The 22,154-nt window shown below is 70.5% G+C and carries 23 protein-coding genes and 1 pseudogene; 13 read left to right on the forward strand and 11 right to left on the reverse strand.

The features are described from left to right. Nucleotides 1-49: 49 nt before the first annotated feature. Together ACH34R_RS31290 and ACH34R_RS31295 are read right to left on the reverse strand one after the other, a co-directional pair. Nucleotides 50-796: a YcnI family protein gene (locus tag ACH34R_RS31290; protein ID WP_397565138.1), complete on the reverse strand. Its 747-nt coding sequence runs from the start codon at nucleotides 794-796 to the stop codon at nucleotides 50-52. 87 nt (nucleotides 797-883) lie between these two features. Then, complete coding sequence (locus ACH34R_RS31295) at nucleotides 884-1,513, reverse strand: MFS transporter (protein WP_397565139.1); 630 nt, start codon at nucleotides 1,511-1,513, stop codon at nucleotides 884-886. Nucleotides 1,514-1,724: 211 nt separating this feature from the next. On the opposite strand from ACH34R_RS31295, the gene ACH34R_RS31300 reads away from it, so the two are divergent. Beyond that, nucleotides 1,725-2,204, forward strand: coding sequence for a hypothetical protein (locus tag ACH34R_RS31300; RefSeq protein ID WP_397565140.1), 480 nt, complete (start codon nucleotides 1,725-1,727; stop codon nucleotides 2,202-2,204). Here ACH34R_RS31300 and ACH34R_RS31305 read toward each other — a convergent pair. The 3 genes from ACH34R_RS31305 to ACH34R_RS31315 are packed head-to-tail and all read right to left on the reverse strand — an operon-like array spanning nucleotide 2,198 to nucleotide 4,761. Next, the gene (locus tag ACH34R_RS31305; RefSeq protein ID WP_397565142.1) at nucleotides 2,198-3,034 is read right to left on the reverse strand and encodes an ATP-binding cassette domain-containing protein; all 837 of its coding nucleotides are present in this window, start codon (nucleotides 3,032-3,034) and stop codon (nucleotides 2,198-2,200) included. The genes ACH34R_RS31300 and ACH34R_RS31305 overlap by 7 nt on opposite strands. Nucleotides 3,035-3,041: 7 nt before the next feature. Then, complete coding sequence (locus tag ACH34R_RS31310; RefSeq protein ID WP_397565143.1) at nucleotides 3,042-3,830, reverse strand: ABC transporter permease; 789 nt, start codon at nucleotides 3,828-3,830, stop codon at nucleotides 3,042-3,044. Further along, a complete protein-coding gene (locus ACH34R_RS31315; protein WP_397565144.1) occupies nucleotides 3,823-4,761 on the reverse strand; it encodes an ABC transporter permease in 939 nt (312 codons plus the stop codon). The genes ACH34R_RS31310 and ACH34R_RS31315 overlap by 8 nt, the downstream gene beginning before the upstream one ends. A 99-nt stretch (nucleotides 4,762-4,860) precedes the next feature. Here ACH34R_RS31315 and ACH34R_RS31320 point away from each other — a divergent pair, with 99 nt between their 5' ends. The 4 genes from ACH34R_RS31320 (at nucleotide 4,861) to ACH34R_RS31335 (ending at nucleotide 8,683) form a co-directional block, all read left to right on the forward strand. Further along, complete coding sequence (locus tag ACH34R_RS31320) at nucleotides 4,861-5,862, forward strand: alpha/beta hydrolase (protein WP_397565145.1); 1,002 nt, start codon at nucleotides 4,861-4,863, stop codon at nucleotides 5,860-5,862. Nucleotides 5,863-5,935: 73 nt separating this feature from the next. Continuing rightward, nucleotides 5,936-7,111 carry a sensor histidine kinase gene (locus ACH34R_RS31325; protein ID WP_397565146.1) on the forward strand — a complete coding sequence of 392 codons (1,176 nt, stop codon included), beginning with the start codon at nucleotides 5,936-5,938 and terminating at the stop codon, nucleotides 7,109-7,111. Next, on the forward strand, nucleotides 7,111-7,776 hold the full coding sequence (locus tag ACH34R_RS31330) for a response regulator (protein WP_397565179.1): 666 nt from the start codon (nucleotides 7,111-7,113) through the stop codon (nucleotides 7,774-7,776). Before ACH34R_RS31325 ends, ACH34R_RS31330 begins: the two co-directional genes overlap by 1 nt. 76 nt (nucleotides 7,777-7,852) lie before the next feature. Further along, complete coding sequence (locus ACH34R_RS31335) at nucleotides 7,853-8,683, forward strand: ABC transporter ATP-binding protein (protein WP_397565147.1); 831 nt, start codon at nucleotides 7,853-7,855, stop codon at nucleotides 8,681-8,683. Nucleotides 8,684-8,850: 167 nt separating this feature from the next. Here the strand turns inward: ACH34R_RS31335 and aceA are convergent, their stop codons facing one another. Further along, a complete protein-coding gene (gene aceA, locus ACH34R_RS31340) occupies nucleotides 8,851-10,143 on the reverse strand; it encodes an isocitrate lyase (protein WP_397565148.1) in 1,293 nt (430 codons plus the stop codon). Between the two features lie 238 nt (nucleotides 10,144-10,381). Here aceA and ACH34R_RS31345 point away from each other — a divergent pair, with 238 nt between their 5' ends. Beyond that, nucleotides 10,382-11,851 carry a helix-turn-helix domain-containing protein gene (locus ACH34R_RS31345; protein WP_233507609.1) on the forward strand — a complete coding sequence of 490 codons (1,470 nt, stop codon included), beginning with the start codon at nucleotides 10,382-10,384 and terminating at the stop codon, nucleotides 11,849-11,851. On the opposite strand, the gene ACH34R_RS31350 is transcribed toward ACH34R_RS31345, so the two are convergent. Further along, complete coding sequence (locus ACH34R_RS31350) at nucleotides 11,818-12,804, reverse strand: sulfite exporter TauE/SafE family protein (RefSeq protein WP_397565150.1); 987 nt, start codon at nucleotides 12,802-12,804, stop codon at nucleotides 11,818-11,820. The genes ACH34R_RS31345 and ACH34R_RS31350 overlap by 34 nt on opposite strands. A gap of 670 nt (nucleotides 12,805-13,474) precedes the next feature. On the opposite strand from ACH34R_RS31350, the gene ACH34R_RS31355 reads away from it, so the two are divergent. Then, a complete protein-coding gene (locus ACH34R_RS31355; RefSeq protein WP_397565151.1) occupies nucleotides 13,475-13,792 on the forward strand; it encodes a YidH family protein in 318 nt (105 codons plus the stop codon). Nucleotide 13,793: 1 nt separating this feature from the next. Continuing rightward, complete coding sequence (locus tag ACH34R_RS31360; protein ID WP_397565152.1) at nucleotides 13,794-14,270, forward strand: DUF202 domain-containing protein; 477 nt, start codon at nucleotides 13,794-13,796, stop codon at nucleotides 14,268-14,270. A 684-nt stretch (nucleotides 14,271-14,954) separates the two neighbouring features. Here the strand turns inward: ACH34R_RS31360 and ACH34R_RS31365 are convergent. After that, nucleotides 14,955-15,932, reverse strand: a complete 978-nt coding sequence (locus ACH34R_RS31365) for an IS3 family transposase (RefSeq protein WP_397565153.1) — start codon at nucleotides 15,930-15,932, stop codon at nucleotides 14,955-14,957. On the opposite strand from ACH34R_RS31365, the gene ACH34R_RS31370 reads away from it, so the two are divergent. Genes ACH34R_RS31370 through ACH34R_RS31380 form a run of 3 tightly spaced genes read left to right on the forward strand, consistent with a single transcriptional unit; the run spans nucleotide 15,889 to nucleotide 17,226 of the window. After that, entirely contained in the window at nucleotides 15,889-16,284 is a 396-nt protein-coding gene (locus ACH34R_RS31370; protein WP_397565154.1) for an ArsR/SmtB family transcription factor, read from the forward strand. The two genes, ACH34R_RS31365 and ACH34R_RS31370, sit on opposite strands and share 44 nt — an antisense overlap. A gap of 1 nt (nucleotide 16,285) precedes the next feature. Continuing rightward, a complete protein-coding gene (locus tag ACH34R_RS31375; protein WP_397565155.1) occupies nucleotides 16,286-16,933 on the forward strand; it encodes an SRPBCC family protein in 648 nt (215 codons plus the stop codon). After that, a complete protein-coding gene (locus ACH34R_RS31380; RefSeq protein WP_397565156.1) occupies nucleotides 16,933-17,226 on the forward strand; it encodes an SRPBCC family protein in 294 nt (97 codons plus the stop codon). The genes ACH34R_RS31375 and ACH34R_RS31380 overlap by 1 nt, the downstream gene beginning before the upstream one ends. Here the strand turns inward: ACH34R_RS31380 and ACH34R_RS31385 are convergent. Together ACH34R_RS31385 and ACH34R_RS31390 are read right to left on the reverse strand one after the other, a co-directional pair. Then, on the reverse strand, nucleotides 17,187-17,630 hold the full coding sequence (locus ACH34R_RS31385; RefSeq protein ID WP_397565157.1) for an STAS domain-containing protein: 444 nt from the start codon (nucleotides 17,628-17,630) through the stop codon (nucleotides 17,187-17,189). The genes ACH34R_RS31380 and ACH34R_RS31385 overlap by 40 nt on opposite strands. 175 nt (nucleotides 17,631-17,805) lie before the next feature. Beyond that, nucleotides 17,806-18,210, reverse strand: a complete 405-nt coding sequence (locus ACH34R_RS31390; RefSeq protein WP_397565158.1) for a hypothetical protein — start codon at nucleotides 18,208-18,210, stop codon at nucleotides 17,806-17,808. Between the two features lie 751 nt (nucleotides 18,211-18,961). On the opposite strand from ACH34R_RS31390, the gene ACH34R_RS31395 reads away from it, so the two are divergent. Both ACH34R_RS31395 and ACH34R_RS31400 read left to right on the forward strand, forming a co-directional pair. Further along, a complete protein-coding gene (locus ACH34R_RS31395) occupies nucleotides 18,962-19,921 on the forward strand; it encodes an acyl-CoA desaturase (protein ID WP_397565160.1) in 960 nt (319 codons plus the stop codon). Next, nucleotides 19,921-20,481: a DUF5994 family protein gene (locus ACH34R_RS31400; RefSeq protein ID WP_397565162.1), complete on the forward strand. Its 561-nt coding sequence runs from the start codon at nucleotides 19,921-19,923 to the stop codon at nucleotides 20,479-20,481. The genes ACH34R_RS31395 and ACH34R_RS31400 overlap by 1 nt, the downstream gene beginning before the upstream one ends. Nucleotides 20,482-20,690: 209 nt before the next feature. On the opposite strand, the pseudogene ACH34R_RS31405 reads toward ACH34R_RS31400, so the two are convergent. Then, nucleotides 20,691-21,567: pseudogene (locus ACH34R_RS31405) on the reverse strand (IS5 family transposase). Nucleotides 21,568-22,154 lie beyond the last annotated feature (587 nt).

Here is a 22,154-nt window from a genome sequence, read left to right on the forward strand (position 1 = left end):
GGGCCCTTCGCTCGGGGAGGGTGGTGAAGGGCCCCGCGCTCGGCCGGCGTCAGGTCCGCGACCGCCGCAGGCCGAACAGCCCGATGACGGTACCGATGACACCGGCGGCGATGCCGATCGCGGCGAGGATCCGCGCGGTACTGTCGGAGCCCCCGGTCTCCGAGCTCCGCGCAGACGCGGAGACGTCGGACGCGGCGGCCACCGAGGGGGAGGCCGCCGCGGACGGGCTCGCCGCGGCTTCGCCTTCGGCCGCCGCCGGGACCAGCTTGAGCACCGGCGCGGGCCGCTCGGGTTCGGAGCCGTCGGCGTTGGGCGCGTCGTCCCACTCGACGACCTCGCCGCTGGAGTAGGTCTGGATCGCCGGGAACATCAGCCGGTCGGTGTCCTTGGGCATGAACCCCATGGACACCTCGAACTCCTGGAACTGCCCCGCCTCGATCTTCCCACCGGACCAGGTGATCTTCGTGACCGCCTCGGTGATCTCGCCGTGCTCGGTGGTGACCGGCTTGTCCAGCTTGCTTTCGTGCACCTCCACCTTCCAGCCGCCGACCGGCCGTACCGACACGAACGGGAGCGGATGGTCGGTGGGCAGGTGGACCTCGACCTTGGTGGTGGCGGCGTCGTCCCGCTCGTTGGGAACCCGGAAGGCGACCTTGGTGAACCCGCCCTGCTCGGCGCTGTTCGGGTTGACGGTCACGTGGGCGAGGGCGGGCAGGGCCAGCCCGATGGTGAGGGCGGTGGTGGCGGCGGCGAGCGCGGCGGCGCGGCGCAGTACGGCCGGGCGCCGGTGCGGCATCTGGGACATCGTGGTTCTCCACTTCGGGAACGTGTGCGGGCACGCCGCCGGCATCGGTGGCCGTCGGCGTAAAGGGGTGAGTCGCGGTCAGGGCGAGGGGAGTGGAGGACCCCTGCGGGCGACCGTGCCGTGCAGCGGCGTGCCGCGGCCGAGCGCGGCCCGCGGCTCGCGGGCCGGGAGCGGCAGGACGAGCGGGCGCCGGCCGGTGTACGGCGGGGCGCCGAGCAGTCGGGCGAACGCCGCCGCGCCCGCCCGGCGGGTGGCGGCGCCGAGGTGGCGCAGTACCGACCACAGCACGGCCTCGCCCCGGGCCAGCCAGAGCCCGGTGATCAGCGAGGCGGTCAGGTGGGCGATGAGCATGCCGAGGCTCGTGCCGCCGGGCGGCTGCACGTGCGGGTGCGGGCCTTCGGCCGGCAGTGGCGAGGGGAGGCCGATGTATCCGTGCGGGGTCAGCGACGAGGCCGCGCCGGAGGCGACCGAGAACAGTTCGTGCAGGCCGAGTTGCAGGCCCATCAGCACGAGGCTGATGGTGGTGGCCGATCGCTCCCGCCCGGCGAGGGCCAGCGCGGCGAGCAGTGCCCCGCCGCCGCCCGCGGCCATCGTCCACGGCACCGGCGCGGCTCCGCCCGCCAGCCGGTGCCCGAGGGCGGCGAGGATCACGCAGACGGCGGAGAAAGCCGCCGCCCGCGTACAGCGGAGGGGTAACCGGGCGCCCATGTGAGCCACATGCTCTCACGCCGGCCGTCTCCCCGGTACGACGTGCTCTATATCCGGCTATGCCCGGGTTTGGAGAAACTTGGGATGGTATGCAGAGATCGGCTGACCGTCGGAGGCATTGCGGCTAAGGTTGCGGCGACCGTGCAATCCGATTCGCGATACCTGTCCGGCACGAGTCGTGCTCGGCATGACGGGACGCTAGGTGGTGGCCATGCGGCATTTCCTGGGTCTGCTTCTCGGGATCGTGCTCACCGCGGGGATCTTGGGCGGGGCCGGCTGGGCCACGACGCGAGCGATACAGGAGGCCGGCGCACCGGCGATGGCCTCCGGCCCGGAGTTATGGACCGCGCTCGGCGTGATGGCGGTCATCGGGCTCATCCTCGGGATGGTGGTCGCCGGGCGGGTCTCGCCGCTCGCCACGTTCGTCCCCTCTCTCGCGCTGCTGGCCTGGACGGTCGTGTACGCGCTCGACATGAACAGGGCGATCTCGCTGTTCCCTGCGGGCCCGTCGGTGCACCCGCTGGTGGCCCAGGTCGTGATCGGCTGCCGGTACCTGCTCACCTTCGGCGTCTTCGCGCTGCTCGGCGTCCTCCTCTTCATCCCGGTGCTGCTGCCCTCCCGCTGGGCCGGCCGCCACGAAGAGGAGGAAGAAGAGGACTACGAGGAGTCGCAGGAAGGCACTTACTACTGACCCTTCCCCTGCTGCTGACCCGCGGCGGGCGCGCCCCTGGCGTACAGGCGGGCCACCACGTCCTCGATGGAGGTCTCCTCGGGCGCGGTGGCGCGCAGGTCGTCGATGCCGCCCTCGAAGGCCAGCCGGCCGTGGTCGATCAGCATCACCCGGTCGCACAGCTTCTCGATGTCGCCCATGTCGTGGGTGGTCAGCAGCACGGTGGTGCCGCGCTCGGCGTTGAGCGTGCGCAGGAACCCGCGCATCGCGGCCTTGCTCACCACGTCGAGCCCGATGGTCGGCTCGTCCAGGACCAGCACCCGCGGGTCGTGCAGCAGCGCGGCGGTGATGTCGCCGCGCATCCGCTGCCCCAGGCTGAGCTGGCGGACCGGGGTGCGCAGGAACTCGCCGAGGGCCAGCAGTTCGGTCAGCTCGTCCAGGCGCCGCCGGAAGGCCACACGATCTACTTTGTAAAGGTGCCGGATCAGTTCAAAACTGTCCCGCAGCGGCAGGTCCCACCACAGCGTCGTCCGCTGGCCGAAGACCACGCCGATCCGGCGGGCGAGCGCCGTCCGCCGCCGCGCCGGGTCCAGCCCGGCCACCTGGATGCGCCCGGAACTGGGCGCGAGGATGCCGGTGAGCATCTTGATCGTGGTGGACTTGCCCGCGCCGTTGGGCCCCAGGTAGCCGATGAACTCCCCGGCGCGCACGGTGAAGCTCAGGTTCTGTACGGCGTGCACCACCCGCCGCTCGCGGCGCAGCAGCCCGGTGCGTCTCCTGACCGTGAAGGTGCGCCCGACCTCCTGGACGTCGATCATCGGGGCCTGCCCGGCCGGTGTCGTCGTGGTCATCGCCTGCTCAACTCCCTGTCGATCGGTAACGGCGGATTCCGGCGCGCCAGGCCAGCACCGCGACCGTGGCCAGGGCCACGGCGGCGAGCGGGGAGGCATAGCGCAGCCAATGCGGCAGGCCGAGCGGATCGTCCCGGCCGAGCACCAGCAGCGCGGGCTGCCAGTTGACGAACGCGAGCGGCACGACGAACGTCACCGCCCGCACCAGCTCCGAACCGTAGACACTGAGCGGATACTGGGTCAGCGAGGACCCGCCGTAGGTGAAGGCGTTGGCCACCTCGGGCGCGTTGATCAGCAGGAACTGCACCGCGCCGGCGATGGCGAAGATCGAGGTGAAGATCACGACGCCGCAGACGATCATCACCGGGATCATCCAGGCCCGCGACCACGGCACGTCCAGCCCGGCCAGCGCCAGCCCCAGCACGACCGCGGCCTGGGTGATCCGGCCGAACCGCTGGACGTTGAAACGGTCCACCGCCATCTGCAGGAACGCGGCGGCGGGGCGGATCAGCATGATGTCGAAGCTGCCCGACTTGATGTGCGTGCTCAGCCGGTCGACGTTGCCGAACAGCATGTCGGCCACGGCGAAGGACACGCCCGCCGTGCCGTACAGGAACATGACCTCCGGCAGGGTGAAGCCGCCGAGGGTGGTGGTGTGCGAGAAGATGACCCAGATGGCCAGGATGTCCAGGGCGTTGACGGTCAGCGAGCCCAGCGTGAGCAGCGCCAGCGACACCGGGTACTGCGCGGAGGCGCGCATCCAGGTCCAGGCCAGCAGCGCGTAGATCCTAACCACCCTGGATCACCACCTTGCGCCGGGCCGCGCGGGTGACGACGGCCCCGAGCGCGAGGATGACGGCCGCCCAGCCGGCCTGGAAGGTCAGCGCGTCGGCCACGGTGATCTTGCCGAGGTAGACGTCGGCGGGGACCTGGACCATCGCGGCCCAGGGCAGTGCGTTGGCGGCCGTGCCCAGCCAGCCGGGCATGATGTTCAGCGGCACCACCATGCCGCTGAAGAAAAGGCTGAGCACGAGGGAGACCTGGGCCGTTCCGCGGTCGTCGAGGATCCAGCAGGCCGACAGGTCCACCAGGTAGCGCAGGCCGAAACTGACCACGATGCCGAGCAGCATGCTGACGGCGAAGGCCGCCCAGACCGCCGCGGACGATGGGAAGACCACGCCGAACAGCAGGGCCCCCACGATGGTGGGCGGGATGCTGCGCAGCAGGAACAGGTAGAGCGCCCGGCCGAGGTCGTCGGCGAGCAGCCAGCCCTGCAGGGAGGCCGGGCGCAGCAGGTCGATCGCGGCGTCGCCGGAGCGGATGCGCTCGGCCATGCCGAGGCCGCCGCCGAACAGTTGCATCGGTCCGATGAACGCCTGGGTGAGGAAGCAGAAGGTGACGGCGTCGGTGACGTCGTACCCGGCCAGGCCGGGGCGCGCCTGCCACAGGGCGATCAGGACGTAGGCGCGCAGGATGCCGAAAATGGTGTTGGTGAAGGCGCCGGCCAGTGCGGCGGCGCGGTATGCGGAGTACCGGCGAAAGCCGTACCAGGCGATGCGGGCGTAGAGCTGGAAGACTGCCTCCCCGGGGGCACGCGCGGGCGCGGCGGCGCACGGCGGGTTGCGGACAAGCGTTCCATCGTGCCGTGGCCTCGGGTCGTGGGCAACCGGGTTTCGGGGCCGCCCGCGTGATGTCGCTTTTGCGGGGTAGCGGAGTTCGGCGGACATCCGGTCCGGACGAAGGCCGGGACCGGGGCGTGAGGAGAGGGGACCGACGCGAAGGCGGAGCGGCCCGCTTCGCCGGGAGTGCCTTCATGGAGGTTCGGCATGCGGTCTGACATCGACGTGGACGTGTCCCCGGACTATCCCGTGAGCTGGCAGGCCGCCGCGATGAACACGCTGATGCGGGGCACGATGAAGCCGATGTCCAGCCTGTTGCTGCGGCATCCGGCGGCGCTCACGGTGGCCTGCCGGGCGGTGGAGCTGGCCCAGCGGCTGCCGGGGCGGCTGCCCGGCGATGTGACGGTGACCGAGGAGGGCATCGGCGCGTGCGGCGGGGAGTGGGTGCGCATGGCCGGCGGTGCCTGCGATGAGGGCCCGGCCGGGAAGAAGGCGGTGCTGTACTTCCACGGCGGCGCGTACTTCATCTGCTCGCCCGCCACCCACCGGTCCATCACCTGGCGGTTGTCGGCGGCGGCGGGCCGTCCGGTGCTCGCGCTGGACTACCGGCAGGGGCCGGTGCACACGCTGGCGGAGTCCCTGGAGGACGCGCACGCCGCCTACCGCTGCCTGCTGGATCGCGGGTTCGCCGCGGGTGACATCGTCCTGGCCGGGGATTCGGCGGGCGGTCATCTGACGCTGGCCACCTTGCTGTCGCTGCGCGACCGTGGGATGCCGCTGCCCGCCGCGGGGATCTGCCTGTCGCCGTGGGCGGACCTGACCGACACTCCGCGCAGGTTCAACCGGTGGATGGATCCGGTGCTGCCCGCCGGGCGGGTGGAGTGGCTGGCCCGCCGCTGGACCGACGGGCTGGACCCGCGCGACCCGCTGGTGTCACCGGCGTACGGGGACTACAGCGGCCTGCCGCCGCTGATGATCGTCACCGGTTCCACCGAGGTGCTGCGGGACGAGGCCCGCCGGGTCGCGCTGCGCGCCCGCCGGGCGGGGGTGCCGGTCACCTACGAGGAGTGGCGCAGGATGCCGCACGTCTTCGCGCTCCTGGCGGACGTCCTGCCGGAGGCGCGGCTGGTCTTCGGGCATATCGCCCGTTTCCTGGGCGCGGTACCGGTCCCGGCGGCCATCGACGGCTCTCGTGATCGGCCCGGCTGAACCGTACCTCGCCGGGTGGGCTGTGGTGGCCTCGGATGCCGGGCCGGGATGATTTGCCCATAGGCTTCCGGACGTGGTGAGCGACGCATATCGGCGATGGTGGCCTCCGCGCGGCCTGCGCGCGGATCTGCTGATCGCGGCCGGCATCGCCGCCGGGTCGGTGGTGGCCGGGGTCGCCGGCGCGTCGGGTCCGGCGTGGCCGTACGGCTTCGCGCTGGTGGTCGCGGCGGCGGCCACGGTGCCCGCCCGCAGGCGGTGGCCGGTCGGGGCGTCGGTGGTCGTGCTGGCGGTGACGCTGACCTATTTCGCGCTCGGCAACCCGATGAACCCCATGGTGCTGGCGTACATGGTGATGCTCTACACGCTGGCCGAGTCGCGCGGGATCGCGGTGGCCGCGGCGTTCATCGTGGCGGTGGTCGCCGGGCTGGTCTGGTTCGAGTCGACGGGGGCCGCCCGGGGCGACATCTTCCGCACGGTGGGCTGGCTGCTGACCGCGGTGGCGGCCGGTGCGGTGGCCCGGCAGCGGGGCCGCACGATCGCCCAGGCCGAGCGGCGCGCCCGCGCCGAGGAGCGGCTGCGCATCGCCCGCGACCTGCACGACGCGCTGGGGCACCGGTTGTCGCTGATCAACGTCCAGGCCGCGGCGGCGCTGCACCGGCTGGGGGAGCATCCCGAGGGGGCGGAGTCGGCACTGGCGGCGATCAAGGAAGCCAGCCGGGAGGCGCTGGGCGACCTGCGCGCCACGCTGGGGATGTTGCGCCAGGCCGACGAGCGGGCCCCGACCGGGCCGCCCGCCGTTCCGCCGGCCGCGATGGAGGCGGACGGGGCGGACACGGCGGAGGTGGGCAGGGCCGAGCGGCCGGGGATGGCGGCGCTGGACCGGCTGATCGCCGGGGCGCGGGAGACCGGTCTTGCGGTACGGCTGCGCGTGGAGTGCGGCCAGGCGTCGGTGCCGGTGCTCACGCCCGAGGTGGACCAGGCCGTGTACCGCATCGTGCAGGAGGCGCTGACCAACGTGACCCGCCACTCGGGGGCCGGTTCGGCGGCGGTGGAGATCGAGTTCGACGACGGGAGCGGGCACGTGACGGTTCGGGTGGACGATGACGGGTCGGCCGTTCCCGGGCCCGCCGGGCACGGGATCCGGGGGATGCGCGAACGGGCCGCGGCGCTGGGCGGCGACCTCGCGACGGGGCCGCGGCCGGGCGGCGGCTTCGGGGTCAGCGCCCGGCTGCCGGTACGGGGGGCGTGATGATACGGGTGCTGCTGGCCGATGACCAGACGCTGGTCAGGGCCGGGTTTCGGTCGATACTCACCGGCGAGGACGACATCGAGGTGGTCGGCGAGGCGGGCGACGGTGAGGAGGCCGTGCGGCTGGCCCGCGAACTGCGTCCCGACGTGGTGCTGATGGACATCAGGATGCCGCGCCTGGACGGGCTGGAGGCCACCCGCAAGATCGTCTCCGACGGCCGGCTGGAGTCGGTCCGCGTGGTGATCCTCACCACCTTCGAGCTGGACGACTACGTCTACGGGGCGCTGAAGGCGGGCGCGGGCGGGTTCCTGGTCAAGGACACCGAGCCGATGGAGCTGATCCACGCCGTGCGCGTGGTGGCCCGCGGCGACGCGCTGATCGCCCCGTCGATCACCAGGCGGCTGATCGCGGAGTTCGCCGGGCGGGTCCGGCGGCCCGTGCCGGGGCCGCGGTTCGCCGGGCTGACCGAGCGGGAGCGCGAGGTGATGATGCTGATCGGCTCGGGCCTGAGCAACGACGAGATCGCCGCGCGGCTGGTGCTCAGTCCCGCCACGGTCAAGACCCACGTGAGCCGGATCATGACCAAGCTGCGGGCCAGGGACCGGGCACAGGTGGTGGTGCTGGCCTATGAGGGGGGCCTGATCACGCCGGGCTGGCTCGGCTGAAGGACCGGCCGCTTCGGGGCGCCCGGCGGGGACCGCTTATCCTGCATCGGTACCGAACCCCGGATGAGGAGGGCCGATGGGGGAGGAGATCGTCCCGGACCGTACGGGCGCGGCGCTGGAGCTTTCCGGCGTCGGCGTACGGGTGAGCGGGCGGTGGCTGATCGGCGAGATCGACTGGCGGGCGGGGTACGGCGAGCACTGGGTGATCCTCGGCCCCAACGGCGCGGGCAAGACCACGATGCTGTCGGTGGCCGCCTCGGTGCGCCATCCCACCACAGGTCAGGCCCGTGTCCTCGGCCATCGGCTGGGCCGCGTCGACCTGCGCGAGCTGCGCCGGCACATCGGCCTGGTCGCGGCCGGTCAGGGCCTGGTGGACGAGGCGCTGATGGAGGAGGAGCAGGCCGGTGCGCACACGGTGGTGCTGACCGGGCACACCGGCACCGCGGCCCCGCTGTGGGACCGGTACGGCCCCGCCGAGCACGAGCGGGCGCACCGGCTGCTGGCCGAGCTGGGCTGTAAGGACCTCGCCGAGCGGCCGTTCGGGGTGTGCTCGCAGGGCGAGCGGGCCCGAATCCGCGTGGCGCGGGCGCTGATGGCCGAACCCGCGATCGTGTTCCTGGACGAGCCGTCGGCCGGGCTGGACCTTCCGGCCCGCGAGGATCTGATCGTGGCGGTGGAGGACCTGGCGCGCTCCCGGCCGGAGCTGACGACAGTCACCGTGACCCATCACCTGGAGGAGGTCCCGGCCACCACCACGCACGCGCTGCTGATGCGCGAGGGCCGGGTGCTGGCCGCCGGGGCGGTGGGCGACGTTCTGACCGGGGCGTGGCTGTCGGAGTGCTTCGGCCGCCGGCTGGCCCTGGACCGGGTGGAGGGCCGCTGGTACGTGCGCGCGTTGCGCATGTGAACGGCTCCGCCGTGGCGGGGACATGTGCCCTGCCTTCCGTCACGGCGGAGCCGCCCCCGGCCGGTGGGGTCCGGTCCCGGAAAGGGGAGCCGTTGATCGGCCCGGGACCGGACCCCGTCACATCGTCGTCTCGGTGAGCCCCGCTTGCGAGCCGTCCGTCAGGGCCCTCAGTGGGCCATGTCGAACTGCTCCTCCTCGGTGGAGCCGCGCAGTGCGGTGGTCGAGGAGTCGGGCGAGATCGCCGTGCTGACCAGGTCGAAGTACCCGGTGCCGACCTCGCGCTGGTGGCGCGTGGCGGTGTAGCCGCGCTCCTCGGCGGCGAACTCCGCCTCCTGCAGGCCCACGTAGGCGGGCATGCCGTTCTCGGCGTAGCCGCTGGCCAGGTCGAACATCGAGTAGTTGAGCGAGTGGAAGCCGGCCAGCGTGATGAACTGGAACTTGTACCCCATGTGGCCCAGTTCGCGCTGGAACTTGGCGATGGTCGAGTCGTCCAGGTGGCGCTTCCAGTTGAAGGACGGCGAGCAGTTGTAGGCGAGCATCTGGTCGGGGTACTCGGCCTTGATCGCCTCGGCGAACGTGCGGGCCACGTCCAGGTCGGGGGTGGAGGTCTCCATCCACAGCAGGTCGGAGTGGGGGGCGTAGGCCAGGCCGCGGGCGATGCAGGCCGCGACGCCGTTGCGGACCCGGTAGAAGCCCTCCGCCGTCCGCTCGCCGGTGGTGAACTCCTGGTCGCGCGGGTCGACGTCGCTGGTCAGCAGTGTCGCCGCCTGGGCGTCGGTGCGGGCGACGATCAGCGTGGGGACACCGCACACGTCGGCGGCCAGCCGCGCGGCGTTGAGCGTCTTGATGTGCTGCCCGGTCGGGATGAGAACCTTTCCGCCGAGGTGGCCGCACTTCTTCTCCGAGGCGAGCTGGTCCTCCCAGTGGACGCCGGCCGCTCCGGCGGCGATCATGCCCTTCATCAGCTCGAAGGCGTTGAGCACGCCGCCGAATCCGGCCTCGGCGTCGGCGACGATCGGGGCGAGCCAGTGCGGGGCGTCCGTGGCGCCCTCCGACCAGGTGATCTGGTCGGCGCGCAGCAGCGCGTTGTTGATCCGGCGCACCACGGCGGGCACCGAGTTGGCGGGGTAGAGGCTCTGGTCGGGGTAGGTCTGCGCGCCGAGGTTGGCGTCGGCGGCCACCTGCCAGCCGGACAGGTAGATCGCCTTCAGGCCGGCCTTGACCTGCTGGACGGCCTGGTTTCCGGTCAGCGCGCCGAGCGAGTGGACGTAGTCCTCGGTGTTGAGCAGGTTCCACAGGCGCTCGGCGCCGAGCCGGGCCAGCGTGTGCTCCTCCTGCACCGATCCGCGCAGCTTGATGACGTCTTCGGCGCTGTAGGTGCGTTCCACGCCGGCCCAGCGTGGGTCGGCCTCCCACTCGTGCCGGAGCTCTTCGGCCGCTCCCTTGAGGCGATTCATCATGAGTCAGCTCCTTGTTCGTCCCCTGGGTGCTTGTTATGAGTTTGGGCAGAATGCCGGACTCGTTAACAGACCCGCTGGGCGAAAGAACGTCAGATCTTCTGCTCTAGAGAAGATTGAGTCGTCTTGGGCGGTGAAGAAATAGTAAGTTTCCGCTATGGACTAGACCAATCCGATGCCAGGCCCCCAGGGAGGCGGGCGGTAGTGGAAGATGCGGCGAATTTTCGCTTAGGATCGGTGCATGGCACCCTTGGTGAGCGAAGAACCGCTGTCTTTGACGCAGGAGCTGGATCTCATCGCGTTCGGGCAGCGGTTGCGCCACCTGCGTAAACAGCGCGGGCTCACCCTGTCCGACCTGGGCGGGCGGGTCAGCCGCGCACCCAGCCAGCTCTCCCTGCTGGAGAACGGCAAACGCGAGCCCAAGCTGTCGCTGCTGAAGTCCCTGGCCGCCGCGCTCAACGTCCCGGTCGAGGAACTACTGCGCCGCCAGGCCCCCAACCGCCGGGCCCAGTTGGAGATCGCGCTGGAGGAGGCCCAGCGCGACCCGCTCTACGCCCGGCTCGGCCTGCCCCGGCTCAAGGTCTCCGCACGGGTGCCCAACGACGTCCTCGAACACATCCTGGCCCTGTACGAGGAGCTGCGCTCGCGCGAGGCCAGGGGCACCGCGACGCCGGAGGAGGCCAGGGCGGCCAACGCCGAGCTGCGCCGCAAGCAGCGCGAGCGGGACAACTACTTCCCCGAGATCGAGAAGGCCGCGGCCGAGGCGCTGTCGGCGGTCGGCTACCGCACCGGCGCGCTGTCGCAGAGCACCGTCCAGGCGCTGGTCACCCACTTCGGCTACACCGTGCACACCGCCCAGGACCTGCCGCGGACCGTGCGTTCCATCACCGATCAGCGCAACCGGCGGATCTACGTCAAGAACGAGCAGCTCGGCATGCACAGCCCGCGCACGATCCTGCTGCAGACCCTCGGTCATCTCGCGCTCGGCCACCACCGGCCGCGCGACTTCGCCGACTTCCTGCGCCAGCGCACCGAGGCCAACTACTTCGCCGCCGCGCTGCTGGTGCCCGAGGACGCCGCGGCGGCCTACCTGCGCGAGGCCAAGGAGGACCGCGCGCTGTCGGTGGAAGACCTGCGCGACGTCTTCGCCGTCTCCTACGAGATGGCCGCCCACCGGTTCACCAACCTGGCCACCCACCACCTCGACCTGGTGTGCCACTTCGTGCGCAACGACGCCGGCGGGATCATCTACAAGGCCTACGAGAACGACGGCATCGTCTTCCCCGCCGACGAGCAGGGGGCCATCGAGGGCCAGCGGATGTGCCTGCGCTGGTCGGGCCGCCAGGTCTTCCAGTCGCCGGACAAGTTCTCGGTCTTCTACCAGTACTCCGACTCCGCCACCGGCACCTACTTCTGCATGGCGCACGTGGATCCGTCGCGGGAGCGCGACTTCGCGATCACGCTGGGCGTGCCGTACCGCGAGTCGCGCTGGTTCCGCGGCCGGGAGACGACCCGGCGCACCAAGTCGGCCTGCCCCAACGGCGAGTGCTGCCGCCGCCCGCCGCCGGAGCTGACCCAGCGCTGGGAGGGCTACGCCTGGCCCTCGGCCCGCGCGAACTCCCACGTCCTGGCCGCCCTGCCGCCCGGCTCCTTCCCGGGCGTCGATGAGGCCGACGTCTACACCTTCCTGGAGCGGCACGCCGCCGGCTGACCTGCCCGCAACACCGTCCCCGGGGCCGTGGCAGGCTGGGCGCCCGGCCTGAGCTGCGTCGGAGGGTCTGCCGGAGATTCGCCTGCTTTGGCGCGTGCCCGTAGTAGCCGCCAGCCGACGGCTCCCGCCGCGGTCGCCGCGATCAGGGTCCACGCGGTTGCGGTGGTGCCCATCCCCAGCAGCTTCAGCGCGGAGGCGAGCAGTACCAGGGCCAGCAGGGCCCGGATCAGACCGCCAGGGGCGCGCGATGAGATCCGCGCCCCCAGGTAGACGCCGGGAATGGAGCCGAGGATGAGTGAGGCGGTCAGATCGAAGTGGAAGTCACCGAACAGCAGGTGACCGAGTGCGGCGGCGATGACCAGGGGGACGGCCTGCACCAGGTCGGTGCCCACGAGCTGGTTGGCCTTGAGCGCCGGATACAGCGTGATGAGCCCGACGATGACCAGCGAGCCGGCGCCGACCGAGGAGACGCCGACGACCGCGCCGCCCGCCAGACCGATCAGCAGGGTGGGGAGCGGGCGGAGGGTGATGTCGGTGAGTTGGCCCTGGTCGAGGGGTTCGCGGTCGCGGGCGGCGAGGCAGGTTTTGGCGATCATTCCGGTCACGGCCAGCAGGAGGGCGACGCCGAGGGCTGTTTTCACGGCCTGTTGCACCGCCGCGTCCTGGCCGAAGGCCCGGGTGGCCAGTGCGCCGCAGAAGGCGGCCGGTACCGATCCCGCGCACAGCCAGGTCACCAGTCGCAGGTTGACGGTGCCGCGGCGCAGGTGGACATAGCCGCCGATCGGTTTCATCACCGCGGAGGCGACCAGATCACTGGAGACCGCGGCCAGCGGCGGTACGTTGAAGACGAGCATCATCATCGGGGTCATCAGCGCTCCGCCGCCCATCCCCGTGAGGCCGACGACCACGGCGACCAGGAAGGCGCCGATGAGCAGTGGCAGGTCCAGGGTCATCGGCCGGCCCCCCGATGGATCGGCGTGCCCGGCGTCATGGCGGTCCGGGCTGGAGCGCCGTGCCGGCGGCCTTGATCGCCTGGCCGGTTTTGGGGGGGGTATCGCGTGGGGAGCGGGGCGGCCATTGACCCATCCTTACCTCTCGCGCATGAATGATTACTATCAGTAATCACATGGGTTCGGCGTGCCAGAAGTGGCCACAGAGTCAGAAGGTTGTTTGCGCCGTTATCGGCGCGATGTCGAGGGAGCATTAATAGGGCCGCGACATGGGTGCCGCCGGTGGGTGCCCGATCGCCCCGCGGATGGATGCGGCCATGCGCTTGCGGCGCTTGATTCCTGCTTCTCCAGTCGGAATACTGCGCCAGCAAGGGGAATCCGGATTTCCCTGCGGGATTTCGGGGTTTTTCTGCCCTGGGCCACTGGCCTGGCCGGGAGTGCCATCGGCCACGCGCCTGGAATCATTTATGCGGAACGCCGTCAGGCCTCAATTTTAAGCTGACAAAGGTTACTATAGTATGATTTGTCCTTGCCGTCAGGTGCGATCCTTGTAATTCATCGGAAAAGGTGGCAAAAATGAGCCCGTCGCCATTTATCGTCGGACTCTATGGGAATTGTGAAACGGGGTACGGCCCGTAACGGCAATGAGGGTACGGGCGGCTCAGAACCGGATGTGCGCTTCACCTTCGCCAACGAGAGGACCTTTCTGGCCTGGAGCAGGACCGCGCTGGCCCTCCTGATCACCGGACTGGCGATCGTGCAACTACTCCCTCCGTTCCCCGGACTTCCAGGAGCCCGCCGTCTCCTGGCGCTGCCCCTCATCGTCTTGGGCACCGCCCTGCCGAGCGGTGCCTACATCGACTGGCGACGAAACCAGCGGGCGCTACGCCAGGGTCTTCCCCTGCCCCGCTCACCCCTGCCCCGCATCGTGGTCATGGTCATCACGAGCGTGGCGGTCGCCGCCGCCGTACTGGCGATGAACCCCGACTGACATGACCTTCACCGGCCCCGGCACTGAAGAAGACGACGCCACCGCACAGATCCGAGACCCTGGACTGGCCACTGAACGCACCGACCTGGCCTGGATGCGCACCACCGTGTCCCTGATCGCGCTGAGCGCCGCCATCGCCAAAACGGCACCGGCCGCCGGCCTGGTGGCCCTGTCCGTCGGCGCCGGCACATGCATCGTGGTGCGGGCGATCGCGCAGCGGGCACGCGCCACGGCCCCCCGGCAACGCGGTCGCCGACTGCATGTCATCACGGTGACGCTCACCCTCATATCCCTGACCACCCTCGCCATCACCCTCCTGAGCGCCAGATCCGCTACCCGGCCATCCCCACTGCCGAAGGGACCCGCGACCCCGCACCCTTCCATGCCCTCAACAACCCCGGCAACCGTGAGTTCTCTGGAGGTCTCCGGCATCTCCAGCCCCAGGACACGTACTTCGGCAAGGTGCCGCGCTCTATAGGACCGGCACCCGGCTGCTCCGTACCCAGGCGAGCGAAACGTGCTCTCTGTTCCTGGAGCTGTGGTGCGAGGTCGAGACCACCAGATGACCGGGTGGGTGTCGAGCGCCCGATCGACGGGATGAACCGGCCAGCGCGGCGGCACGCAGGGCAAGCTACGCATGCCGCCCACCGGCGAGCAGCGGGCCGGTTGTTCGCCGGGTAGCGGCGGTAGCCGGCGAACTGTCGGAAGTTCGCCCCGGCCGCCCACGACCAATCCGCCTGCCGGCTGATATCCGAGGCCGGGCCGCGCATGAGCGAGGCGTGCAAGCTGGACCTGGCCCGATTCGGTGCACTGTTCCGTCACGGCAAGGGCGCCCCGGGCAGGGCAGCACGAGCGGGCGGCACCGCTGATCAACGTTGCCGCGGCGACGCTGCATGGGTTCGTCGAGGATGCGTCGCCGGTCCGCCGGCGCATCGACGTCCCCGGGCGGCTTGAGCCAGGTGGGGGAGGGGGAGCAGGTAGCCCTGGGCGGGGAGATGGACCGCTGGAGGCCCCCGGCCGTGCCTGGCGGCGAGAAGGGGCCGGGCAGTCCCAGGATTACGGCTGTTCACCACGCGGGTGGACCGCTACAGCGTGATCGTGGTGCGCACCGATCGCTACTCGGTGCCCGCCTGGCCGAACCGCCCCGGCTTTGATGGAGACCTCAGCGGTTGATTGCCAGGGCTTTGTGGGGGTGGCGTTGAGCGTAGTAGATCGCCTCGAACTCGTCGGGCGGGAGGTGTCCGATGGCCGAGTGCAGGCGGGTGGGGTTGAACCAGGACACCCATTCGGCGGTGGCCAGTTCCACGTCGGCCAGCCTGCGCCATGGGCCGCGGGGCTTGATCGGTTCGGTTTTGTAGAGGCCGATCTGCGATTCCATCAGGGCGTTGTCGAGCGCGTCGCCGACCGTGCCGATGGAGGCGTCGATGCCGGCCGCCGGCAGGCGGGTGGTGAACCGGAAAGACGTGTATTGACTGCCCGCGTCCGAGTGATGAATCAGTCCCGGCCCGGCCGGGTGTCCGGTGCGCGCGCGCCGCCACAACGCCATGTCCAGGGCGTCCAGCACGAGCGTGGTGTGCTTGGTCGGTGAGGCGGCACAGCCGACGATCGCGACGTAGACCACTCCGCACCATGCCGTCACGTGGGTGAAGTCGGCCACCCAGGCGGCGTTGGCCCGCGTGGCGGTGAAGTAGCGCCGCAGCCGGTCTGCGGCCCGATCGTGTCCTGGATCGGACGTGGTGGTGCGGATCTTCTTGCCCGGCCGTGCGCCTTGCAGGCCGAGCACGCGCATCCGCCGCTCGACGGTGCAGCGGGCCACCCGGTGCCCCTCGCGCAGCAGGTGTTGCCAGACCTTGCGGGCGCCGTAGACGCCGTAGTTGCCGGCGTGGATGCGCTGGATGTGGGCGTCCAGCTCGGCGTCACTCACGGCCCGCGTCGAGGGCGGACGCCTCTTGGCGGCGTAGTACAAGGCCGGCCGGAATACGCCAGAAACGGGCCGCGTCCCGGGCTGCTGGTGCGCCGCCATCTGGAGGACACCGGAGGCAACGCGATAGTACCAGTCCTGGCTTATATAAGTCTGGCCTGGTATGTTCTGGTCCGTGCACGCGTTCGACATTCTCGGCGACCCGGTGCGTCGCCGCATTCTGGAGCTGCTCGCCGAGGGTGAGCGGACCTCTGGGGCGATCACGGACGTGATCCGGGCTGAGTTCGCACTGTCCCAGCCGGCTGTTTCCCAGCATCTTCGCGTTCTGCGTGAGAACGGGTTCGCGTCGGTCCGGGCGGAGGGGGCTCGCCGGTTCTATGCCGTCGACCCGACGTCGCTAAGCGAGGTTGACGTGTGGTTGGACCGGTTTCGCGGGTTCTGGGATCAGCGGCTCGATGCCCTGGGCACTGAGTTGGCCCGAGGCAGGCGTGCATCCCGGTCCCGGGCCGGCCAGCAGCCCGACACGCGCACCGACGCCGGCAAGGCCGATCCGCCAGTGAAAGGAACATGACATGAAAGACGTGCTGGACGAACTGGCCGCTGCGCGCCGGACGATGGGAACAGCGACCCTGCCCGCCGGCGACGCGTACACGATGGAGTTGCGGCGTCGCTACGACGCGCCGGTCGACGACGTGTGGAACGCCATCACCGCCCCTGAGCGGCTGGGCCGTTGGTTGAAGCCGGTCACCGGAGATCTGCGGCTCGGCGGGTCGTTCGAGTTGGACGGCGGTGAGCACGGGGAGATCCTCCGGTGCGAGCCGCCGCGTCTGCTGCGGGTGTCCTGGCTCTTCGGGCCGGACGCCGACGAGTGGCCGGGCACGAGCGAGGTCGAGGTGCGCCTGTCCCCGGGCCCTGCCGGGGACACCGAGCTTGAACTGGTCCATGCAGCGGCCGTCGGGGAGCCCATGTTCCCGACCTACGGCCCGGGTGCCGGCGGTGTGGGCTGGGACCTGCATCTCCTCACTCTGGCCCGGTTCCTGGCAGGCGGCGAGACCCTCGATCACGAGGAGTTCCAGACCTCGCCCACGGGGCGCGAGTTCGTGCGGCGCAGCGCTGCGGCTTGGGGCGAAGCTCACCTGGCCGCCGGCGGCGATCCGGATCACGTGGCGGCCGCCGTCAAGGCCACCACCGCGTTCTACGCCCCCGGAGATAACGCTTGATGAAGTACACCACCTCGATCGAGATCGCCCTGCCGCGGGAGAAGGTGCTCCAGATGTTCGCGGACCCGGCGCACATGCCGAAGTGGCTGCGGGGCCTGGTACTGCACGAGCCGGTGGACGGAGCGCACGGCCGGCTTGGCACCACCTCGCGAGTCGTGTTTCAAATGGGGAAGCAGAGGATGGAGGCCACCGGCCTCGGTCTGGGCTTGTCGCATCACCTGCCGGTCCGCCGGGCTCGCCGGTACGGGAGCCGTCAGCACTTCGGAGGCATCCGTCGGTGTGGTGGTTCCTGAGCGTGGCCAGGTGGATCAGGTCCGGGCGGCGGCGCGTGCAGGTGAAGGCCGGGCGCCTTGTGCCAGCCGGTGAGGTTGAGCAGGCGCTGTACGTGCCAGGGCGCCGACCGCAACGTCAGCACATGACCGTTGTCGTCGCCGTGCAGAGCGGCGGCGGTGGTGACCAGGGCACGTAGCCCGCCGACGTCGATGAACGCCAGGCCGCTCAGATCGACACTGAAGCTGCCGCCGCCCATTGTGGCCAGCGCCCGCCTCAGGGCGGGCAGGGTGGTGTGGTCGATCTCACCCTCGATCCGCAGCCCCGCGCGGTCGGCGAGCGGGGTGATGCGCAGGGGCCGGTCGGCTGCGGTGCGGGGGGCGGGGACAGGGGCGAGGGCGGGGCCGGGCGCTCCAGGGGTGTTCACATCAGCTCCAACGGGGCGTACGGGACACGACGCCGCGAGGGCCGGCGAAACCACCTTGCGATGCGCCGGCGTGAACGACGCGGTGACCTGCGAGCGGGGCACGATGTCCTGATCGTCCAGCGGATTCGACGGAGCGGAAAGCGTCGATCCCGACCGGGCTCATCACCGCTGGTGATCACCGCTGGTGATCACCGGTTGGATCAGATCGCCGCCGGCCCCGGCGATACAGGCGCAGCCGCAGGCGGGCGTGACCCGCCACGCCTTCGAGGCCGGCCTCCTCGCACAGGCGGCGGATCAGCCACAGCCCGGCCACGCGACCGGGGGGTTCGCGTTCGGTGTCCAGATGAGCGCCGGTCATGCTGCCCGCGACATCAACGACCTCCAGGTCAACGCCCGCTTCATCGCACCACGCGGTGAGGGTCCCGCCTCCGCCGCCGTGTTGCAGCACGTTGGTGGCGATCACCAGATCCTCCAGCAGCTGCCCGCTCAGGCCCGCTTCGGTACCGAAGACGCGGACACGGCCGCGCAGCGCGGCCAGGTCACGGATGATCGGCCACTGTGACCGGAAGCCGGAGATCACACGAAATCGCCACCTCTCGGAGGTGAGGCTGAATCGCCCGCCGCCCTACTGCCCAGCCCCGGCCCTGCCATACCGATGAGCGTGTGGGCCCGGGTAGGTCGGGGGAGGGCCTTGGGGCCGGGTCTGGCGAATCACCGCGGGGTGCCCACCCGCTCCTCGGCCGGTGACCGGGCAGCGAGCAGGTCGCCGATGCTCACGCCCGCCGCTTCCCGGCCGCAAGCCCACGCTGGTGATCGACGGCGTGGCGGACGCGCCGGCCGTCGCGGACTCAGGTGATGTGAACAGCGGCGACGAGGCCGCGTAGTACCCCGTACACTCGCCGCCTGGGTGATGCCCAGATCGACGGCGATCCTCGCCGGTCCGCGGCCGGCGGTGCGGGCGCGCCGGGCCAGGACACGGGTGTGGTTGGTCAGGAATGTCCAGGACGGCGTTTCGGGCCTCGCGCCGCTGGCACCGGGACTCATCGCCGAGGCCGCGGAGATCGCGGCGGAGTCTCGGTCTGCGAGTCCATCCAGGCGCGGATGTCGTCCCTCCAGCGCCTGAACGCTCTTGTCCGCTCCGCGGTGGATCAGTCGCCCGGTTCAGGTGGCCGAACCAGCGCTCGACCTGGTTGGGGTGCTGGTAAGAAACATGCCATAAGCCGCAAATGAGGGTGATCGCGGTGGTGTAGCCGTGGTGTGCCGGGGAAGCGAATTGACTTCTGGCAACGCGTGACTGCGCTCCCTGATGGGGGCAAGGAGGCAACGCTGGTATGGCTGCAACGGATACAGGCGTGGTTGATCGGAAGCGGGGCGGCGCGGCGCCGATCATCGATGGGCGTAAACCGGGCGCTGCGGTGGTCGCGTTGTGGGTGTTCGTGCTGGTGCCGTTCGCGGCGCTGGCCGCAGCGATCCCCGTGGCCTGGGGGTGGGGGCTGAGCTGGGTCGACGCCGTGATCGCGGCCGGCGCGTACGTCGTGACCGGGCTCGGGGTAACGGTGGGTTTTCACCGCTATCTCACCCACGGCGCGTTCAAAGCCCCGCGGTGGCTGCGGATCGGCCTGGCGGTGGCCGGGTCTTTGGCGATACAGGGCCCGGTCATCCAGTGGGTGGCCGACCACCGGCGTCATCACGCCTTCGCCGACCGTGACGGCGATCCGCACTCGCCCTGGCGTTACGGGCGCAGCGTGCGCGGCCTGGCCAAGGGGCTGCTGTTCGCGCACACCGGCTGGATGTTCGGGCGTGAGCGCACCAACCGGGAGCGGTTCGCCAAGGACCTGCTCAACGACCCCGGCATCCGCCGGGTGGACCGGCTGTTCGGGCCGCTGGCCGCGGCCTCGCTGCTGCTGCCGCCCACCATCGGCCTGCTGGCCACCGGCACCTGGCGCGGCGCGCTGACCGCGTTCTTCTGGGGCGCCCTGGTACGGATCGCGCTGCTGCACCACATCACCTGGTCGATCAATTCCGTCTGTCATGTCTTCGGCGAACGACCGCTGAAGACCCACGCCGGGGACCGGGCCGCCAACTTCTGGCCGCTGGCGATCCTGTCGCTCGGTGAAAGCTGGCACAACGGCCACCACGCCGACCCCACCTGCGCCCGCCACGGCGTGCTGCCCGGCCAGATCGACATCTCCGCCCGGCTGATCCGGTGGCTGGAACGGCTCGGCTGGGCTCATGACGTACGCTGGCCGACCCCGGCACGCCTGGCCGCACGACGGCGCAGGCCCTCCTGATGACCGGCGCGAAGAAGGTGCGGTTCAGTCTGGATCCCGACCTCGCGCGCCGCGGCGCGGTCGACGGCGCGTGGTGGCCCGCCGGCTACGACGCCGGCGCGGAACTGCCCGCCCTGATCGCCGCGATCGACCGGCACCTGCAGCGGCGGGTCCTGCGGGTGGGCCTGCACATCGACACCTGGCACAACATCCCGCGCCGTATCGCCGCCCCTGGCCGCCAGGTCAAGGTGGGCTGGTTTCGCACCATCGATCCCCAGGTGATCGATCTGATCATCCCGGGGATCGAGCACATCAACCTGCTCATCGTCCCACCCGGCACCACGCCCGCCGCCGCCGCCAAGGCGCTCGATCTGGCCACCCGATGCCGAGGCCGTACCCGTCCCAGCGACATCCTCACCGCCGCAGAGCACAACAGCCCCGCCGAGGCCACCGGCGAGCAGGAACCGGGCCTGGCGAGTTGGGACAACGAAGGCGGGCAAAGCAGGCAGCCCGTCACGACGCCACCCCCTGATCACCTGATAGGCCGGGGCGAGCCAGGGCACGCGGGCCCACCCCCATGACATGCCCATGACAGGGAGGGTCACATCGTGTAGTGGCTGCGGGAAGTCGACAAACCCCCTCTGAGGTGCCCTAGATCTTCCGGACAGCTCCCCAACAGGCCATCGACCTCGACCTCGCACACCAGGCCGTGCAACGCTGGTACGCGCGCCACATCGACGCCACCTACCCGGCCTTGAGCTTCCAGTTCATGGACTCCCTAGGCCGTGTTTCATAAGGCCTTGAGCCACTGGTTGATCGCAGCGATGATGACAACGGCCTCGTAGCGTACAGCGAGCTTGTCGTAGCGGGTCGCCATACCACGATTGCCTTTGAGCAGGTTGATGCCGCATTCAACGGCATGACGCGATCGGTACAGCACGGGATCGAAGGCGGGTGGACGGCCTCCCTTCGATCCCTTGGCCCGCCGGTGCGCGTCCTGGTCGGCCTTGCCCGGGATGCACGCCTTGATCCCCCGCCGGCGCAGGTAGCCACGGTTGGCCCGGGAGGTGTAGGCCTTATCGGCCAACACCAGATCCGGGCGGGTCCGGGGACGGCCACCACCGATACGGGCCACCCGGATCCCCTCCAGCACCGAAACGAACTGCGGGCTATCACCCCGCGGTCACCACCATCGCCATCAACTTGCGGCCCTGCTCACAAGCCAGATGCGTCTTGGTGGTCAGCCCGCCGCGCGAACGCCCCAGCCCATGATCGGCCGGTTCGCCTCCCACCCCTGCGGGCGGCTCCTTGTGCAGGTGGCCATCCCGGCGCGCGCCGGCCGCGTGCTGGTGGGCCCGCACGATGGTGGAGTCCACGCTCACCGTCCACCCGATCTTCCCCGCGGCGTCCGCACGCGCCTGCAACGCGGCCAGGATCCGGGCCCACGTCCCCGCCCGCTGCCAGCGGCGGAACAGGCCGTACACGGTGGACCAGTGACCGTAGCAGGCGGGTACGTCCCGCCACGGTGCCCCGGTCCGGATCCGCCACCGGATCCCGTCGATCAGCTGCCGCCTGCTCCATTTCGGCGGACGCCCCTTGCCCGATACGGCAGGCAGGTGCGGCTCCAGCGCCGCCCACTGCGCGTCGGTGAGGTCGTGCCGCCTCATCACCACTACGCTGGCCACGAGGTCTCCGGTGTTTTGTTCTTCTTGGTCGTTGAACCAACTACCGGAGACCTCTTCTTTTCGCGATCACGGACACGCTCAACTCACGATGATCTTTTGAAACACGGCCTAGGCGCGACGGTACTCAGCCGGGCAGGCGACAACCCCACCACCGCCACAGACAGCGACATCGACCGTGTCATTCCGCGTGCGCAGGGCCGCCGTCCCATTCCACCCACCTGACGCCCCGGACGGGGAGCGTGTGGAGGCGAAGTCCTGATCGGCGAACAGCACCTTCAGTTGGTCGCGCCTTCGCATCATCAGACCCCCCTTTGGGAAAGGCTGCCTGCGCCGCGGGCCGCCGTTGTTCGTCCGCGTTAGCCTGCGGCTTTCACGGCGAATTTGAGCCGACTTGATCGTTTACATATGAAAAGTGCCCTTGACCTGGAAGGATCGGACTTGTCTAAGTGCGTGTTTGAGAAGATCGTTTCTGGGTCAGGGGCAGAGGTAGCGGGGTTGGCGTCGTGCGGGTCCGCCCCGGGTGATGCGGCGGGCCATGCCCGCGATGGCGGCCCAGCGGATGAGCGCCT

The sequence above is a fragment of the Spongiactinospora sp. 9N601 genome (assembly GCF_044326295.1).
GTDB lineage: Bacteria > Actinomycetota > Actinomycetes > Streptosporangiales > Streptosporangiaceae > Spongiactinospora > Spongiactinospora gelatinilytica.

What these genes read in the sequence shown, in the direction of transcription:
- ACH34R_RS31290 (WP_397565138.1), bottom strand. Translation starts at nt 796, where the DNA reads ATGCCGCACCGGCGCCCGGCCGTACTGCGCCGCGCCGCCGCGCTCGCC.
- ACH34R_RS31295 (WP_397565139.1), bottom strand. Translation starts at nt 1,513, where the DNA reads ATGGGCGCCCGGTTACCCCTCCGCTGTACGCGGGCGGCGGCTTTCTCC.
- ACH34R_RS31300 (WP_397565140.1), top strand. Translation starts at nt 1,725, where the DNA reads ATGCGGCATTTCCTGGGTCTGCTTCTCGGGATCGTGCTCACCGCGGGG.
- ACH34R_RS31305 (WP_397565142.1), bottom strand. Translation starts at nt 3,034, where the DNA reads ATGACCACGACGACACCGGCCGGGCAGGCCCCGATGATCGACGTCCAG.
- ACH34R_RS31315 (WP_397565144.1), bottom strand. Translation starts at nt 4,761, where the DNA reads ATGTCCGCCGAACTCCGCTACCCCGCAAAAGCGACATCACGCGGGCGG.
- ACH34R_RS31320 (WP_397565145.1), top strand. Translation starts at nt 4,861, where the DNA reads ATGCGGTCTGACATCGACGTGGACGTGTCCCCGGACTATCCCGTGAGC.
- ACH34R_RS31330 (WP_397565179.1), top strand. Translation starts at nt 7,111, where the DNA reads ATGATACGGGTGCTGCTGGCCGATGACCAGACGCTGGTCAGGGCCGGG.
- ACH34R_RS31335 (WP_397565147.1), top strand. Translation starts at nt 7,853, where the DNA reads ATGGGGGAGGAGATCGTCCCGGACCGTACGGGCGCGGCGCTGGAGCTT.
- aceA (WP_397565148.1), bottom strand. Translation starts at nt 10,143, where the DNA reads ATGATGAATCGCCTCAAGGGAGCGGCCGAAGAGCTCCGGCACGAGTGG.
- ACH34R_RS31345 (WP_233507609.1), top strand. Translation starts at nt 10,382, where the DNA reads ATGGCACCCTTGGTGAGCGAAGAACCGCTGTCTTTGACGCAGGAGCTG.
- ACH34R_RS31350 (WP_397565150.1), bottom strand. Translation starts at nt 12,804, where the DNA reads ATGACCCTGGACCTGCCACTGCTCATCGGCGCCTTCCTGGTCGCCGTG.
- ACH34R_RS31360 (WP_397565152.1), top strand. Translation starts at nt 13,794, where the DNA reads ATGACCTTCACCGGCCCCGGCACTGAAGAAGACGACGCCACCGCACAG.
- ACH34R_RS31365 (WP_397565153.1), bottom strand. Translation starts at nt 15,932, where the DNA reads ATGCGGCGACGCACCGGGTCGCCGAGAATGTCGAACGCGTGCACGGAC.
- ACH34R_RS31375 (WP_397565155.1), top strand. Translation starts at nt 16,286, where the DNA reads ATGAAAGACGTGCTGGACGAACTGGCCGCTGCGCGCCGGACGATGGGA.
- ACH34R_RS31380 (WP_397565156.1), top strand. Translation starts at nt 16,933, where the DNA reads ATGAAGTACACCACCTCGATCGAGATCGCCCTGCCGCGGGAGAAGGTG.
- ACH34R_RS31395 (WP_397565160.1), top strand. Translation starts at nt 18,962, where the DNA reads ATGGCTGCAACGGATACAGGCGTGGTTGATCGGAAGCGGGGCGGCGCG.
- ACH34R_RS31400 (WP_397565162.1), top strand. Translation starts at nt 19,921, where the DNA reads ATGACCGGCGCGAAGAAGGTGCGGTTCAGTCTGGATCCCGACCTCGCG.